The organism is Bacteroides xylanisolvens XB1A (assembly GCF_000210075.1).
Taxonomy (GTDB): domain Bacteria; phylum Bacteroidota; class Bacteroidia; order Bacteroidales; family Bacteroidaceae; genus Bacteroides; species Bacteroides xylanisolvens.
In genome coordinates this window covers 4049128-4068110 of the sequence record NC_021017.1, presented here as the reverse complement: position 1 = coordinate 4068110, position 18983 = coordinate 4049128, and the positions used below count along the sequence as shown (strand labels likewise).

8 protein-coding genes are annotated in these 18983 nt (G+C 41.2%); all 8 read right to left on the bottom strand.

Going from position 1 to position 18983, the window contains the following annotated elements; genetic code table 11:
* Window positions 1-241: 241 nt before the first annotated feature.
* Window positions 242-3640 carry an exo-rhamnogalacturonan lyase family protein gene (locus BXY_RS15510; RefSeq protein WP_015532406.1) on the bottom strand — a complete coding sequence of 1133 codons (3399 nt, stop codon included), beginning with the start codon at window positions 3638-3640 and terminating at the stop codon, window positions 242-244.
* Window positions 3641-3811: 171 nt separating this feature from the next.
* A complete protein-coding gene (locus BXY_RS15505) occupies window positions 3812-5947 on the bottom strand; it encodes a rhamnogalacturonan lyase family protein (protein WP_015532405.1) in 2136 nt (711 codons plus the stop codon).
* 77 nt (window positions 5948-6024) lie between these two features.
* Entirely contained in the window at window positions 6025-7746 is a 1722-nt protein-coding gene (locus BXY_RS15500) for a RagB/SusD family nutrient uptake outer membrane protein (RefSeq protein WP_015532404.1), read from the bottom strand.
* 21 nt (window positions 7747-7767) lie between these two features.
* Complete coding sequence (locus BXY_RS15495; protein ID WP_015532403.1) at window positions 7768-10818, bottom strand: SusC/RagA family TonB-linked outer membrane protein; 3051 nt, start codon at window positions 10816-10818, stop codon at window positions 7768-7770.
* A 47-nt stretch (window positions 10819-10865) separates the two neighbouring features.
* Complete coding sequence (locus BXY_RS15490) at window positions 10866-12878, bottom strand: RagB/SusD family nutrient uptake outer membrane protein (protein ID WP_015532402.1); 2013 nt, start codon at window positions 12876-12878, stop codon at window positions 10866-10868.
* A gap of 21 nt (window positions 12879-12899) precedes the next feature.
* Window positions 12900-16079, bottom strand: a complete 3180-nt coding sequence (locus tag BXY_RS15485) for a SusC/RagA family TonB-linked outer membrane protein (RefSeq protein WP_015532401.1) — start codon at window positions 16077-16079, stop codon at window positions 12900-12902.
* Window positions 16080-16139: 60 nt separating this feature from the next.
* Window positions 16140-17765, bottom strand: coding sequence for a fimbrillin family protein (locus BXY_RS15480; protein WP_015532400.1), 1626 nt, complete (start codon window positions 17763-17765; stop codon window positions 16140-16142).
* Between the two features lie 54 nt (window positions 17766-17819).
* Window positions 17820-18833 carry a fimbrillin family protein gene (locus tag BXY_RS15475; protein ID WP_177159833.1) on the bottom strand — a complete coding sequence of 338 codons (1014 nt, stop codon included), beginning with the start codon at window positions 18831-18833 and terminating at the stop codon, window positions 17820-17822.
* Window positions 18834-18983: the final 150 nt, after the last annotated feature.

Sequence of the window (18983 nt, the reverse complement as noted above, 5' to 3'; positions counted from 1 at the left end):
TTTTGGATTAGTACCAAAGTATCAGTTGCTTAAGACTAATCTATAAACGCAAGTTCCGTTTATAAAAATGCAAGTTTTGTTTTTATAATCAAAAGCTTCATTTATAAAAACAGAACTTGCGTTTATAGTTTATAATAAGTTGATTGTAAGTTTGGTATTAAAAGAAAGGAAGTTTACCCTTAATGCGGAAGAACTTTGCTATTAATAGATTGGGAAGCAACTAGTGCTACTTTACACTCGTTCAGTTATCTATTGGAATAACTTCCTGCATATAAATAGCATCCAGACTCCAAAGAGCAGCATCATTCGTGCTGATGCTCGTACATTCATCTAATAGAGACGGTACTTCCGGCGGAAGTATGGTAGTGATGCGGAAAGGCGGTGCAGGTGTATGTTCCAACCGGGTAAACAAATCTTTCCAGGCTTCTTCAGCCATTTGGGTATTACGCAAGTGATAAGCTGCGTAAGCCATCAGGCGGGAAACACGAAAACGGCTATGGCTAAGCTCCCATGCTTTCTTCTTGTAACGTGCAGCATGGTCAAGCCAGGCGTCTTTCCATTCGGGTATATCAATCATACGCATCATTTCATTGGCTATCTCAAATCCGCCCATGATCGTCATTAAATGGTTGGTTGTTTCCAGTTTGGGGTCACATTCGGTTGTGATGATCCCTGTTGACGGATCAAATCCTAGAGCTTTGGGGCCGGTAAAGAGGCGGTTAGGCAGGACGGCAATGCTTTTCATTCCTGCTATTATTTTATCACGATAAGCAGTGTTACCTGTGCGCTCCCATTCTGTCATCCAATTACCGGCATAAGCCAGCCAGTCGGGACCGATACGCAAACGGGCGGGAGCGGTACAAGGATATTCACTGCGAGGTTGGGCCAGGCGCATAGGGTCCAAGTCATAGAGTTTGTGGTCGGCATCCTTCACTTCAGTCATTAAATCACCGCAACGTTCGTCTGTAGTAAGGTAATAGTAGAAACGGTTCCAGGCGGCCTGGCTGATTCGCGCTTCTTTAGCTCCGCATCCCCAATGACTTACATTATGCCGACTGCCTAATCCGGCATTGGGACCGATATGATAGACATCCACTTCGCCTGTATGACGCGTCATAGCTTCTGCCATACGCCAAATATCAATACGCCCGGTACGCAGGAAATTATACCATAGCCACATATTAGAAGCCAGTTCCGTATTGTCCCAGGCAAATCCTCCGACATCGTAACGCCAGGTATGACGAACAGGGTCATAAGCGTGCATCACATCACCATAATTCCAGAAACCGTACCACTTGTTTTGTTCGATTGCTTTCTGATAGAAGTCAATGTAAGCATCCAAGCGGGCTTCTACACGAGTACGGAATGGAGTAGTACGGTCGGGGAGACTCCATATCCCGAAAGCCTGGCGGGCATGAAGATAATTCGGGGTTGGCATTAACAGACTAGGGCTAGAAAATTGTTTGGCATAATCAGCAAAAGCCTTTTTTCCGGCATAGCCACTTTGTGGGATCAGTGTCAACGTAGTTGTACGGGCAATGCCGTATGGCGTGCTCATACCTTCTTGGACATCTTCATAGCTGGCATTCAGGTCATGAGCTATACGATCATAATGCCGTAAATCCATAGGCTCGGACTCCGGACTCCACAACCAGGCGGTAAGGGTAGCTACCGGGGTTCGTGCGTCTGAAATTTCAATAGAAGAGGGATAAGACTGCCAAAAGTCATGCATACAAAGTCCTAATCCTCCGGTAATATCTCCGACAAAAATATATCCATCGCTACGTGTGCCGGAAAAGGTTCCTATCCAGGGATTATCGTTATTGGCACGTTTACGAATGGAGAAAGCATCGGCAGTGAGTTGAGACAGACGGTAATCATTCCATGAAGCCCAGTTATCGAGCAGAGAGCGGTTCTTTTCATCGAAAGATTCATAAGGCGGAATACGTTTGCCTTCCATTTGCTGTTGTTGCAGGGAGGATTCATCTGTTGACTTCTGTTGTGCATCTTTCTTTTCATTACTGTTTTTCTTATTATCTGTCTTATTTAAAGTGAGTATGCGACGCCCTACCAATGGTTGTACCGGCTCGCTCCACACTCCTCCATCTGCACACGAGAAAGCAATATGACGATTATACAGAGCTTCACGCATAGGAACATCGAAACGGATACCCAAACTACGAATGAAATCTTTCTTCTGATCTCCGTCATAGACGAAGCTATGTACCATTTTGATCTGTTCACTGCCACCATAAAAGTAGAGACGTACCACAAAAGGAAGCCACTCACGGTTATTCCGTTTGTTCATATCAGAGTTATTCGCATAGTTCCCTTCCCTTTCAGAGTGATTCGTATCAATCTTCTTATTCCTGTTCTGATGTATCCCTTCCAACTTTACAAGTGCCCGTACAGAGCCCAGACGTTCTATGGTTACTGATTTTATTTCTCCTATGTAACGAGTAAAAGATATTTGAGATGTATTTTCTTGAATCGGCTCGCTTTGAGTATTACAAATCAGACGCGCTTTCTCTCCTACTTTAGTTCCTTTATATAATAGGCTATCAATCAGGAAATCTCCGCGTCGGGGAATAAATACGGAAATTACCCCTGTTTCAATCTGAATATTTTCAGGCGTTTCAGTGATTGCAATAGAAGCATTAGGCTGTTTATTGATAGTTTTTACTTTCCGGGGGGCTTTTTCTAATGTCAGTCTTTCCGTTCCGGCAGGAATGACTCCGGCAACTCCGCTCCATTTCACGGAACCATCCGGCCAGTAAGCCAATGGCCAAGTATCTACCGGAATCTCTTGATTTCTATCTGTTTTTAGTCGCAATGAAGTTTCAGGAAATAGGTAGCCTTCATCAAAAGGAACTCCGAAGCTTACAGCTTTGTCTTGTTCAGGAGTATTGCCGATCCAATGTAAAGGAACAGTAGACGTTTGGGGTGGTAAACATTCATAGTGGAAGTTTGTAATGCGGGTACGGGATAAGGTGGTGCGAAAGCCGAACCATCCTTCTGTCAGAGGTTCGGCATCGCGGAAGTCCACCAGTCTCTTGCCGTCTATGTAATAACTAACCCTATTATTTTCATTTGTTATCTTAATGTGATACCAGTGATTCGCTTTTAGCAAATGTTCGGTATCTGTATATTCTTTCAATATGGCAGGACGTACTTTGGGATCTGTGATTCCTGCTTCATTGCCGTCATAACGACGGAAGCGTGTAGTAGAGTTATAATTTCCACCATATCCCATGTAATAGAGTTGCAAAGAATAACAATTCAGAAAGATTCCGCTACGCCACTTCTCACGTTTCCATATATTATCAGGATATTTGGGATCCGAAGCCATCCAAAAGCAATTCAGGTCACTCAAACGGTCTCCTTCTTTTTCTACAACTACACATGCATCATATTCAATGGTTACCCGCCCGCTCATCTTTTCTTTCCTCCATAAAGTAAGGCCTTTAGGAGACAGTATTTCAGCGGTATCACCCTGAAATGTCACTTTATAATCCGGAGATTCCGACTCTACCTTCCAATATTTATGAAACTGGCGGGCGTTGAGGCCGGAAACTTTATTGTTTTGTGCGTTTGTTCCTAAAGTGATGAAGAGGAACAAAAGGATAAAGAGTTTTTTCATATGTATATTTGCTATCTCACCTTACAAAGGTAGGGAGAGCCGATCAATTAAGAAATAGAATATTATCCATATATATGGCGATTCGTTCAACTATGAAAAAAAGAACAACCCGACACTGTAACCGGATTGTTCTTTCCTTATAAACTTATACTAAATAGAATAAGATTTTTCTTATTCTTTCGGTTCTTCCGTTTCGGATGACTTCAAAGTTTCGGCGCCTACATAATAACCCAGGTTAGTTCCCTGATTATATCCCATGTTCTGCATAGCCTGAGACATGTCATAGTTATGGTCGGTCATCAAGTGTGGCAGACGGTGTGTAGTAGGATGATTCGTTGAGAATATATAGATTGATTTATAATCACTTGAGCCTAAAATAACCTCTTCACGGTAATCACCCAAAAAATCACCATAATAACAAGGATTATATTTTGAGGCATGATTTCCCTGATTACTACCATAAAGGTCAAAAGATATCAGACGATTCTTATTTGACTTGTTTACATCAGGGTTCGCTTTATAGCTCACAATACAACCGCGGTCTAACATTTCCCTAGTAGATTGACCACTCCAATAAATAGCCACATTATACATCACTCCGCTACCAATTCCAGTAGGATATGTAGTAGAAACCAATCCGGTACCATTACAACTAAACATACCTTCTTGTGTAGAAGACCAATATTCAAAATCCGGACTATCCGGATCAACATCCGCTACTATACAACGCCCAACATCACTTGCATCTGCCGGTAAATTTCGTCCATGACCGGTAATCATACTACCATCTCTTGCATTCATCACCTGACAGGCATATCCATTTCCCTGACCTTCATAATCTTTTGACTCTTCAAAAGAAGCAACAATCTGCAATCCGGAACGGTCTTTTATGAATTTTCCGACATGCAATATATCTCCATGCCCATTTCCACTACACCATAACTCGCTTCCATTATCGTCAATAGCTGCCGAACCATACAAAATCTCATCCCTTCCATCACCGTCCAAATCAGCAACACGGAAACAGTGTGAACACATCCCTAACCATTTAGACGAATGATCTGCTGTATCAAACTTCCAACGTGGAACCAATTCATTACCTTTTAAGTCAAGTGCCCAAACCTGCCAATTCTTATAAATACCTCTACTGATTATCAAACTAGGATTAGCCACTCGCGCTCCGGTTGTTTCATCAGGAATACCATCCAAATAAGCAACACCGATAAAGAAGCGATCCATACGATTGCCAAAATCATCTCCCCAATATTCACTCCAATACTTGGCACGTGATACTTTCGATCCTTCTCCTCCACGTGGAATATTATCTATACGAGTTATTTCACGTCCGTCATATCCCCTGCAAATAGAGATATATTCGGGACCCTCCATTATCAAACCGCAAGTAGTAGCTGTAGACGGGTCATTCTGATCTCTCGCAATAGCCGCTCCGGAGTACCAACCTTTACCATCTGTTTGACGATTACGATAATCATTCACTTTCCCATTTGCGTCAGTGATAATCTTGCCATCGGCAAACTTTGTACCTTCGGAAGTACGGAAAGCAATTTCACACAAACCGTCACCATCAAAATCATACAAGATATAAGAAGTATAATGTGATCCGGAACGGATGTTAATTCCCAAATCAATCCTCCACAAGAAAGTCCCGTCCATTTTATATGCTTCCAACAGAGTAGTACCATTAAACCAAACTCCCATATTCGCTCCGTCGTATGGTTCTCTCTTCACCACAATCTCTAATTCACCGTCACCGTCCAAGTCACCTAGCTGAATATCATCAGGAGAATATGTAATCGATGCATCGGGTACATTCATGTTTAATCTAATTTCATGATAAAACTTTTCTGCCATTTCAGAAGTAAATGTATAATCGCAAAGCGTTTCAGCCTGATTAGCAAGAGTAACCCGATATACATTCGTTTTTGATACATCAATATCTGCATCCACCCAGGAAGTCGTATTTGAAATAGGTTCTTCATTCAATTTCACTTCCGTCTCACCGTCTACTGATTTATAAATATCAAAAGCAACATTAGACGGATCGGTCTTCAATAATCTCCAGCTAATCAATGCGGATGCAATCCCTGATGCGTTATTGGGATCAGAAGCCGAAATAGGATCATAACTCACCCACATGGCGCGGCTACCCGTTATGACTTCGGTCGGCAGAGGAGGCAATTCTTCTGTTTGATTGCCATTGTTCACTTCAACGACGGGGTCATTATCTGAGCAAGCAACTATAGCCAGCAAATAAAACAGCCCCAATATTATATAATGTATCTTCATTTCTTTCGTTTTTTATTCTATAAACATCCGTTCTATGCAAGAATATCCTATTTCTATTCATCAGTATTCCGGTTAAGTTACCAACCCGGATTCTGCTCCAAATTAGGATTTTTCGATTTTTCACTCTGAGGAATCGGGAAGAAATACATCTTATCATCCCAACTTCTTTCTTTTACCTTACGCTCATACGTATAAATATCATCCCCATTTTTCGTAATTTTCATTTCAACAATGTTCTTGAAATGTTTGTCCCCCTCCTTCCAACGACGTACATCCCAAAAACGATGTCCTTCAAAAGCCAATTCTACCATACGTTCATTCTGATATTTCTTCCAGAAAGCATCATTGGTCATCCCTTGAGGGAATCCGGGCATTCCGGCACGTGTACGGACTACTTTGATAGCATCTACAGCCGAAGTTGTAAATTCACTGTCCGTTGCATACGGACTACCCAGATACTTATATACAGCTTCCGCATAATTCAAATAGAACTCTCCAAAACGGAACGTAATCCATGAATGATAGGTCTTTGAAGCTGTACCGGCACGCAAATCTACTGCCGTCTGACAATACTTCTTCAGATAATAACCTGTCGGAGTTCCGCCACTCAAAGGTTCCGCATTTAATCCGCCCTGATAGGTTTGCAGAGGAACAGTATTCCAGTTAGGCCATTTTTCGTCTCCATTCTTGGCAATAGTCAGATAGAAACGAGGGTCGCGGTTGGTATAATAAGGATTAGTAGGATCGTAGTTATCCAACTCGTCCGGGCGCAACCCTGTATCCTTCATCTCATACGCATCCACCAGTGTCTGTGTGGGACAGTTTCCACCTTTACAATTTTCCAACCCTACCGGGAAGTTATATCCCTCAAAAGAATTAGTGGTAGTAGTGGCACGACGGAGAAAAATCAATTCACTAGTAGCGTCATTGTAATTATCCTTACTCCAAAGTGATGAATAATCCTCCACTAAGAGTTTTGCCTTTTCAGCAAATCCATTACTGTCATCTAAAATTTCCTTATTGGCTTTAGCTGCACGATACCACAGCTCTTTATTATCAGTCGGGTTAAACAAAGGACTTGCCGCATACAACGCAGCACGAGCTTTCAAGGCCAATACCGTTTTACGGTTGGCACGTCCTGTTTCCGCCGGACTACTAGGCAATGCCATATCTCCCAGTTTACTGTAATCGACAATAATCTTATCCTTTATATCATCACATTCGGCTATGATATAATCAAAAATCTCCTGTGCCGGCCTGCGCGACAATGTATTCGATTCTTCGGCTGTTAATATATGGTCGCTAAACGGCACATCTCCATATTGCCGTACCAAGTTAAAGTAGAAATATGCACGAAGGAAACGCACCTCATACTGGTAATTGGTATAACGGAACATTTGTTGTGCATAATCACTGTTCAAAGCCAACTCGGGAAATGTCAGTCCGGTAAACTTCTCCAGATATAAATTACAATTGGCTATCCCTTCATAACAGGACGTCCACATACTACTTTTAGCATTTGACGGACTCCAAGAACCATTGTAAAAGTCTTCAATCTGATTTCCCGAATAAGCATATTCAGCCTCATCAGTAGCAGAACCAAGAATTGCCCCGCTATAGTTTCCAAAGTCCACATCCATGGACAAATAGATATTTGTTATCAGCCCTCCCACATTACCGAAGTTGAGCTTCACAAAATCCTCATCATAGTTATTGTACTCATGATATTCCATCTTATCTGAGCAGGAACCGAGTGTGACTACACACATCATTCCGTAGATAATGTTTTTCAGTTTCATTCTTTCGCTTTGTTTTTATGATTAAAAACCAATCGTAACACCGACTACTACACTCTTATTCAGCGGAGTCGCTACACCATAACATTCCGGATCTGCCACATCAATGTGATCTGAACAGAACAAGTCTGTTCCTCTAACATATAACTTGGCACTCCCCAATATCTTAGTCTTCTTCATCAATTCTTTCGGGAATCTGTAATACACCTCCGCATTACGCAACTTCAAGAATGACCGGTCTGCCAACCAAACCGTATTAGCCTGATAGTTATTGGCATTACTCTGTGAACTCAAACGAGGATATTTGGCATTTTGATTTTCCGGTGTCCAACGATTCTCATAATAATGAGTAGAAAGTGTCGTATTATTTATCAATGGCCAAAACATACTCTTCGTATTCAATAAAGCAGAATAGTTACCTGTTCCCTGAAACATTACATCTACCCCAATCCCTTTCCATTCGGCTCCCAAATGGAAAGAATAATAAATTTCCGGGGCTGTCGTACTATAACCAATAGCAGTTTTGTCATTAGCATCAATGATTCCGTCTCCATTCACATCTTTATATTTTATGTCTCCCGGCACTACCGTAGTAAAGTTTTGTGTAAGGCTGTTTGCTATATCTTCTTTATCTTTGAAGAAACCTTCAGCTACCATTCCATATACTTGGCCCAACCGATTTCCTGTTTGCACAAGATTCTTATACAAACGCGGTTCTTCCAGTTGTTCCTTAATTTCATTCTTATTCCAAGCAAAATTACCGCCAAGATTAAACACTACATCTCCTAACCTTTTCGTATAGTTAAGTCCTAGTTCCATACCATAGCTATCAACGATTCCGGCATTCTCGAACGGAGCATCAACTCCCAGTACATCGGTATATTTACCCTCGGAAGAAACCCAAATATCTTTTCTCCGTTGATAATAGCCTTCTGCCGTCACATTCAATCCATTGAACAACATAGCATCAACACCAACATTATATTTATACGCTTTCTCATGTGTCGAATTAGCAGTTGCCAAGCGACCGATAATAGTACTTCCGAATTCAGAGTCGTAACTACTGTTAAACTTATATTGCGTACCGGTAGTCGTATAAATCTGGTCCCAATAGTCATATACGGTAGTACTTCCGTCTTTAGGCAGATAATCAACATTGATCACTCCAAACGAAGCGCGCAATTTCAAGAAGTTCACCCAAGACACATCTTTCAACCATTTTTCTTCCGAAAGTACCCAAGCAGCAGAAATGGTAGGAGAAAAAGCCCATTTATGTCCCGGTGCCAATAAACTGGAAGCCGAACCAACCAATGCCAGATCCAAATAATAGCGATTAGAGAAACCTACATGATTATACCAAGAAACATTTTGCCGATAAATAGTAGTGTTCAGACCGTATGAATCACGATATTCATAATCCCATTTCAATTGAGAATACACATCCCACTTTTGGAATGAACGATTATAATCTACACTACCTGCAAAATTAAATTGACGCGCCCAATTGTCAATACCCGCACCCGAACCCATTTCACTGGATTCGCCACCTGAAATGGCAGTATAAAACGGCCCGTTAGTTGTCCAGCTTGTTGCATAACCGGCATACGTATAAGTTTTGCTATGGTCTTCTAAAATATTGGAATAGTTATCATAAGCTAAACGAAAGTTAGCTCCCAATCCTTTCAGCAAACCAGACAAATCTTGTGATAAGGTAAGGTCGGCAAACAAACTGCGAGAGTGTCCTTTAGAATAAGCAGCTCCCTGCGATTGTGCGACAGGATTCGACGTGCCCGCCCAAGTGGTACTTCCTCCCCAACTGCCATCTTCCGTACGAACCGGAAAAGCTGCAGAAGGAATCGAATAAATCATATCCCATAAGTTAACCGAAGCCCCCGGAATCCGAGATTCGGATAATGTTCCGAGAAGATTTAACTTCAATTTGGTAGTGCCCGTTAAATCAATATCCAGATTTGTACGCAAATTAGCACGTGAATACATATTCTGTGTAGAATATCCGTCATTTGCATTCGGGGTCTTGATAAACCCTTTGTCTGTTAATAAATTCGCCATAGTATAGTAGCGGAACTTTGTTCCTCCTCCACGGAATTCAATCGTGTATTTATTAGAAACTCCTCTGTCTTTAAAGGTTTCATCAATCCAGTTCACATTAGGATAGAGATAAGGGTACATACGGGAAGCTCCTCCACTGCCTACTCCATTACGGAAAGCGTCGACTTCTTCCGGAGTATATCGAGCTCCCAAACCTTCATATCCACGCGCTTCATTCACTGCAGAAGCATACGTAGCCGCATCTACAAATTCCGGACGTCGAGACTGAGTGTTAATGATGTGATCATACGTAAACGTTATCTCTTTTGTTTTGTACTTACCACGCTTCGTCGTAATCAAGATCGCACCGTTCACTCCTTTGTATCCGTACAATGCCACAGCCGCAGCATCTTTCAGGATGGAAACGGATTCTACTTCTTCCGGACTCACCAAGCTCATGTCTCGTTCCAAACCGTCAACCAGCACAAGCGGTGTACTACTTGACAAGCTCTGCAAACCACGTACATAAAAGGTAGGATCTGCCATTAAACCTGTACTAGCTGCATTCTGCAAAGTAGTAAGGCCCAATCCATATCCATATAAAGAATTGGATATATTCCGGGAAGACCGCTTATTAAACTCTTCATTATAGGTGGTAGAAACAGCTGCTGTTGATTCATGACGATTGAATGTCCGGTTAGCTCCCACATCAATAGTCTGAGCTGCATATCCCATCACAATAGTCATCGGACCATCAGCCTTTACCACAACTGTGGTAGAGCCTTTGTCGACAGAAAAGACACTCAAGCGTTGTCCCTTCTCGACCGCAATCTCAAATTTACCATCTTTATCAGTTTCAACCCGGGTCTCCACTGCGCCACCTTCCACATTAACGGACGCTCCATAGACTGGGTTTCCCGATTTATCAACAACAATACCTATAATGTTGTTGTCTGTATTCTGCGCTCTGACCGGAATGCTCAAACAAACTAGTAAAGCCAGTATCAGAATCTTATTTTTTCTCATATAAATCAATATTCAAGTATTGTTTTAATCTGTTTCGTTGTCTCACATTACCAACCCGGATTCTGAATCAATCCATACCCTTTGTTAATTTCCGTTTGCGGGAATGGAGAAAGATACCATTTGGAATCAAATCCGTATGTCCACCAACGACGAACCGGTTTAGATAATTCAAACCTTTCATATTCAAATCGAGTAGGTTGCAATGCTCCTTTGTTCTTATCTCCTTCATTCCATTTTGTATTACCTGTCATGCGATTACCGGTATCATCCAAACGATAGGCAAGTAATCCATGCAGACGTTTCTCGAAACGATCGGCACGTTTGTAACGGACAAGATCAAAGTAACGGCTATCTTCAAGCCCCAATTCCCGAACACGTTCACACAGCAATTCTTCCAATAAGGCAGCTTTGTCAGAAAGTAAATTCTTATCTGTAACACACTCCGCCAAATCTTTCTTCAATCCCACGCGGGCACGTACTATATTCATTTGGTTAATAGCCCCCCGGTGATCGTTCTTAGCTTGAAGCAAAGCCTCCGCATAAGTCAAATAAATATCAGACAAGCGAAGATAAACCCAGTGCGTATACTGACGTTGGTACTCAGTTCCCAAATAATATTTCATATTTTTATAACCGGTCGCATAGTTACCAGATTCAAGTGCCGCATTTTGTCCTTCATCGTATCCTCCGACCCACAATTCATAAGGTAAACCGGACATCGTTCCGGCACTCCAGTCTAACATCTTCGGTAGTCCATTCACCATGCAATGCTCATACAGACGAGGGTCACGAGTTAATACGATTTCCGACAATAGTTGTTCTCCATTTTTAAATGTTCCGGTCAAGAACATTTCATCCAACTTACCTTCTGTTTCCGCCTTTTTCCAGTCAAACGGAGTGCCGTCGGCCCATGGGAACATCTCCACATATTCCTGTGTAGGCGGATATTCAGTACGGCAAAGTGACGGAACAGCCCAAGAATGCCACATATAAGAACTTGAGTTGAAAGCGTCCGACATATTCGTGCGAACAGAATGTAAGACTTCCTTGCTGTTCTGACGAATATACCCCATACGATATGCCTGACGATACTGTTCCGGTGTTTCTTCCGAAGCCTTATTCAGGCTATACCCGCCTTGACTCTCCAGCTCTTTAAAGAATGCTTCACAAGCCTTCAAACAGTTATCCCAAAGTTCCGCATGATAGCCGCCGTACCATACCAGACGTTGCTGTTCAGCCTCTGAGTTTCCTCCTGCATATCCGTTGACATCGTTAAACAACGGAGAAGCGGCAAATTGCCAGATTTTGCATTTCAATGCCATCGCACCGGCCTTTGTCCAGTGTCCGGCCTTGCTGGCAAGATCGGCATCAGCATAAGCCCACACCAATCCACCAGAATTGATAGCATCATCCAACATCTTTATCATGTAATTAACAGTCTCCTCTACCGTAGCACGGGGTATTTCATAACCTGACTCCGTACCGGTGAATGACGCATATAACAATGGAAGACCTCCATAATGACGGAACATATCAAAATAGCGTGCTGCAATCAAGCATTTAGCTTCTGCCACCAACTGAGTTTTTTCAGCATTATCCATACCCGGCACTCTATCTATATTTTCCATTAACAACCAACACCAACGCACTACTTCCCATACCATTTCCCGTGTATATGGGAAAATATCCTCGTTTCTACCATAATTAGCATTGTGAATTCCCATATAATACTGTTTATACACACCAGCATCGCTAAAATAAAGTGACCAGCAATCTGTTAGTGCATCTTTCTTTCCTAAATAAGGGCTGGAAGAATCTGGAATATTACCATTACTGTCTGTATTATAAGGTAATCCATAATACTGCCTACTATAACAGGTATTCAAAAATTGGCGCGTATATTCAGCGCTATTGAATACTGTATCAATAGTTGCATTTCCGCCCGGTGCCTTATCTAGAAAAGAGTTTCCGAATTTAATTTCGTCCACACATGAAGTGGAAACCAGACTAATTACCGCTCCCATCATCGCACCGATAAACCATTTATTTTGTAATTTCATTGTATCTTTCCTTTATCAATTTTAGAATCCTAATTTCAAGCTCAACGTATAAGTCTTGGACAATGGATAAGAAGGTGCATTAGTAGCTCTTGCTTCCGGATCACCCCACAAATAAGGAGTTATAGTCCACAGATTATATCCCGCAAAGGCCAACTGACATGTATTCAGTCCAAGTTTCTTCATCAATGGGAAATGAAAATTGTATGCTACCTGAAGGGTCTTTAAGCGCAAATATTTTGCATCCTTCTCATACAAAGTAGAAGTAGCATAGTTGTTCGTTGAATTTTCAATGGTAGCCCTCGGATACTCCGAAGATTGTGACGGATTTTCCGGTGTCCATGTATGGTCTAAATGGTATGCCAACAATCCTCCCTGCTCACTATTGGAAGATGAATAAAACGGTTGACGAAATACATCCGAAATCATACGACTTACATTCCAGGCCCCTGTCCATTGAGTACTTATTTCCAGATTCTTCCAACTGAATCCTAAATTAATACCTAGCATATATTCAGGATCGTCTGTAAAGCCATAGTCATAACTTGCATCATTTGCATCAATCTTACGGTCACCATTCAAGTCTACATATACTGCATCTCCATTTTGAAGAATACTCTCGTGAGTGGGGAACGGACGATTAAATGTCTGCTCATATAGCGCAGGTGTATCCTCATCATAGAAGCGCCAGAAAACATATTGACTACGCGAACCAATACGGTGTCCCTTCTGATATTGATATAAATTATTCTGCGGGGCTTCCTTCTTTTCAAAAATCTCATTCTGATTATAAGAAAGGTTAATACCCGCCCAATAACGGAAATTATCGCCAATCTTATCGTTCCATTTTAAAGAAAGTTCCCAGCCCCAACTGTCTACACTTCCTAAATTTGAATAGGGAGTAATGAACCCTAACATTCCCGGAGCTGTACCATCACGCAAAAGGATGTCATTACGACGTTCTTTATAATATTCAAAGGTTGTTTTCAGACGGTCATCAAGGAAGTTAATATCAACACCATAGTTCCGTTTCAGAGCTTTTTCCCATGTCACAGCAGCATTATTCTTAGCTACCTCACGTGCCCCTAGACTAACAGTACCATTATCTGTACCGAATCCATATCCCCAAGCGTTAGTCGCTCCTCCACTTGCTGTTACACGATTCGCCAAATCACCTAAACCGACATTATATGGATCAGCCATATACATAAATCGCGATCCCCCAATATTATCGTTACCTACTAAACCGACACTGGCACGTAATTTCAAAAAGCTAACTACCGACTTCAAAGGACGGAAAAACTTCTCTTCACTCATCACCCAACCTATAGAACCAGCCGGGAAATAAGAAAAGCGCAAATCGGACGCAAAGTTTTCCGAACCGTTATAACCCACATTAAACTCTGCCATATAGCGACTCTTCCAATCATAAGTGACACGTCCGACTAATCCGACATATCCATGAGGAATGTCCGAATATACTTTCGGATAATATTCTTTCTGTTGATTATATAAGAATAAAGCTGTTACTGTATGATCACCAAAAGTACGATTATAATTAAAGCTAGCTTCCATATACCAATTACGCGCTTTACCTGTAGTATACGAATACTTCACATCCGTATTCTCTCCAAACTTACGATAAGCAATACTACCGTCATCCATCAATACAGGGGTGTATGTAGCTACAGACCCACCAGAACCGACTTTATTAACTGTAAATGAGCTGTTATAAGATCCCTTCACTTTAAAAGAAAGTCCCTTAGTCAAGAAGTCCATTTTTTGGTCTAAAATCACATCCACATTCAGCGAATTGTTACTGGTCTGGCTGAATCCATTTCCATAATATCCCATACCTGTACCTCCTGTAAATGGTAATTTCAGCCCGTCCGAATAAGTCTCATCGCTCGAATTTACTAATTTTCCGTCTATGATTCCCGGACTGGAGAAAGGAGTAGCATAATACATATTTTTAATCAATCCGGAAGATCCCTGACTCGTACGCGGTTGATCTGAATTATTCACATTACCACTAATATTGAATGACAAAGTAGTCGTTTTAGTGACATCCATATCCAAGTTTGTACGATAGTTAAACCGACGGTACTGATAGCTTAAATTATAAGGAAGATCAAACTCACTAAAAAGTCCTCCTTGCGTATAAGCACCTGCAGAGATGAAATAACGTACTTTATCTGTTCCTCCCGAGATGTTCAGATTATGCTGGCTCTGAAGCGTAGAGCTTTTCATAATATAGTCAGCCCATTGTATATTTGGGAAACGAATAGGATCGGAACCATCTGCAAATTTTTGAATCACTCCATCACTAAATAAGGCAGATTTGCCATCACCGGACATCATTTGATTATGAAAACGGGCATAGTCATAGGAACTTGCCTGTTCTACCATTTTTGTAGGCATCAATACAGAAGCAGAAGTAGTAAACGAAATTTTCGCCTTTCCTTCCTTTCCTCGTTTAGTTGTAATCAAAATGACCCCGTTTGCTCCACGAATACCAAATACGGCTGTTGCCGAAGCATCTTTCAAGATAGAAATGGATTCAATTTCATTCGGGTCGATATCACTCATACTTTCACGATCCACACCGTCTACCTGAATTAACGGTGAAGAATTTTCCCAAGTAGCTTTACCACGAATAAAAATTTCAGCGGCATCCGCTCCCGGCTCACCGGAATATTGTACGGTAGTCAAACCTGTCATCTGCCCTCCTAATACATTGGAAACCGAACCTACAGATACACGGGTCAATTCTTCTCCCTTCACACTGGCGATAGCTCCTGTCATAGTCACTTTCTTCTGCGTGCCATAAGCTACAATCTCCACCTCTTCAAGAGCAGTCACATCCTCTACCAGGATGATTTTCATATCATTTTTTGCTACAACTGTTTTATCAGTATAACCTATAAAAGATACTTTCAGTTTAGTACCGGGACGTACATTTATTCTAAATACACCGTCAATGTCGGTAATTGTACCGTTAGATGTTCCTTCCGCAAGTACACTTGCTCCAATTATCGGTTCGCCTTGGCTATCTACTACTGTTCCTTTTATAGTACTTTGCTGCTGTACAACTTCGATGGCTGCCGAAGCTGTTTGCAATCCCCATGCAGGTGCAAAAGTTGCTATAGTGAAAAACAGAGCGACAGGTAAGGTTGTCCCCTTTATAAAGTTTTTCTTATTCATATATGTATATGTTCATGATATAAGTATAGTTGACGGACTTTATATACCGTCATGTTTATTTTAGAATGCGAGCATCATACGGAAATAGCCGGCGCATGAAGCACGTTCACAAGTGACGTGAAAGCTTCCATTTCCCATGCTATGTGTCCATTGATTGACTGCAGAACGCTGTGTACTACTCCAATAGTGCCCAGCAGCCTTGTTATTTACAGGTAGATCAGAAGTAACCATCTTATCACCATTTACTTTCTGAAGACTACTATTAATACCACTCATATTCTTGGCAACCTGATCCCAGCACATCACAGAAGGTAGATACCAAGGAGTTACACCAGAAGGAACGGCTTCTGCTTTACGATAAGCCATGATATAGTCATAAACATAATCACAAGTAGATGTACTACCCATTCCTTCGTAACACATAGTAAGTATTTTTGTGTTATTATACCCCATCAATGCGGGAAAAACCTTTGATGCATCATTTTTGTTAACATCCCTCTCGGTGTTACAACCTACAAACTTATCCTTCCAATCTTCATCTGAATTAAACCAATCTGAGTAATAACCAGCCTTACTAGAATGAAACATTTGCAAGGCAATATCGTTTTGTTCATCATCTTTTACCAATGAGTTCTTTGTAGATAATACTATCCCATGCGTACAAGCGGGGAAGTCACGACGCAAAGCATCAATCTCAGCAGAATAAAGTTCGGGATGTGTTACACTGGGCTGTGAATTACCCACATAACAAACAATACCAATCACATTCTCCGGCACCGCCTCCGCATCTACAGAAACTATTTTTCCGTCCGCACAAAAATAATCCCCTACCTGCAAAGTATGGTTAATCTTACTCTTATCTTCGATGGTATACATCTTCGCTGTTCCTCCTTCCAAGGTACCTTTAGCTTCATATTCCATTTCACTTACTCCTACATAAGTCCCCTTTATGGAGAATTCCTTATTCGGATTAACCAAAAAACGGTATGTATTTGTACTTTCCTGATAATAAGGAGTTGCTTGAGTATTGTTCACTGTAAACGAACCGGCAGCCAAAGGTAACAGATAATCATCTATACCGCCATTTGTAAAGCTATAGGTCAAATTAGGCATCTTTACTACCGCAAGAGCCATCCGATGTTGCATAGTAAAAGCGATCTGCCCTTTCAAACGATCCCCCTGAACACTACCCGTACTGGTCATCAAATCATATTGTGTATAATTTCCTTCATTTTGTTCATCGCCAATTTTCCAATTGTTAACATACGTTTCAAAAGGATCTACCTTAGTAGGATCAAAAGTCACATTCGCATTATACGGATAGTACGCATAAAAAGTCATCCGCTGAAATTGTGAACCTTTGTATTCAATAGGATCCCCTCCATCAGTCAATTCCCAATAGCCATCTGTCAGTGTGAATTTCCGATTCTTGATATCCTCTACCACCGTTTCTCCTCTTACCGCAAATATACCGATAGCATCTCCGTTAGAAAATCGGGTAGTATATCCATTCTCTGTAGCACGTGTCTTACCACTTTCGTCCATAAATCCTTCATCAGACACACTAATCTGAAATCCCTGCAAAGAATCCGGGGTTTCTCCGGTCAGTTCTTCATTTTGCGAGCAAGACGCAACTACGGCTGCGCCAGCCAGAAAAAGCATTGATATATAATTATATATTTTCATAAATCTCATGTTTATATTTTTAGCATTTTTATCTATATTAGATTGGTAAACAGATCACTTCACAACAGGCTGTGGAGTTACGGTTTCTTCTGTAATATTCCAACTAGGATTGGTTATCTCTGTTCCAGTTTCAGCTATACTCGGGTCGGATGTTATAGGATCGTGGTTTTCATCCTCCCATCCTATTATTTGCGTTTGTTCTGTGATTGTCAACACATAATTATTGTCCTCGTATTTATTTGTCTTGATGATATAATTATAAGAAAATCCTGATTTCAGTTCTGTCAAGTTAGCAAACTCGGCTTCATAAAGATAACCGTTCATTCTAGCTTGGATAGTTACTTTGCCTTGCACCTTCTGTGGCAGTAAAATAGCTTGTACTGTATAATTATCCTGCTCTCCTATTTTATCCCAATATATATCATCTTCGTCCGTAACAGGGTCTTCACTGACTGTTGTCTCCCCTGTTTTAGGATTAAATGTACCATTATTCTTAAGCCCAATAAGATAGCAAGTTATATCTGCTAAGTCCACACCTTCGCCAGCTTGAAACTCCAATCTAATACGACTCATCACATGATTGAATGCTAATGTCACGTTCGGGGTTTGTGATGTAGCCTTCCCTTTAGCAAAAAGAAAATCTATCTTCGCACGTTCTTCTGCTGTAGCTTGATTGTCACTGGCTGTAGTCACTTCCAATACAGGTTGTTCTTCACCTGATGTACCAGAAAATGGAGCGTATGCCACTACATCATACTCTCCGGAACCTAATACCCAAATTTCTTCTGCATTTCTTCCTTTTGCTGCAAAAAGACCATTGCCCTTGTATTTGTAATGAATATTCACTTGTTCCGTACCACAAGTGATTCCTACCGAGTCTTCTGCCTCCCAGTTTGTTTCCGTAGCTCTTGTAACAAGATTGCTTGCCTCATGATTGTTTATTACTGCACTAAAAGAAACTTTCGCTCCCGTATCACCGGTAAACTGAATATCAGTTTCTTTAATATCGTTGCTACATCCTGCTAAAAGTAGTAAGGCAACAGCAGTTGTGACATAGTTTTTTTTCATACCATGTTTTTTAAAGTTAAACATATTTTTGTTGATTAGTAAAATCGTCGTAAAGTAAAAAAGACAATGGCTGCATTCTTTTCCAAGCAGCAATTGAAATAAATGAAGCATTTTTTTTATTGTTTTCCATATCTATTAGGTACATCTGTT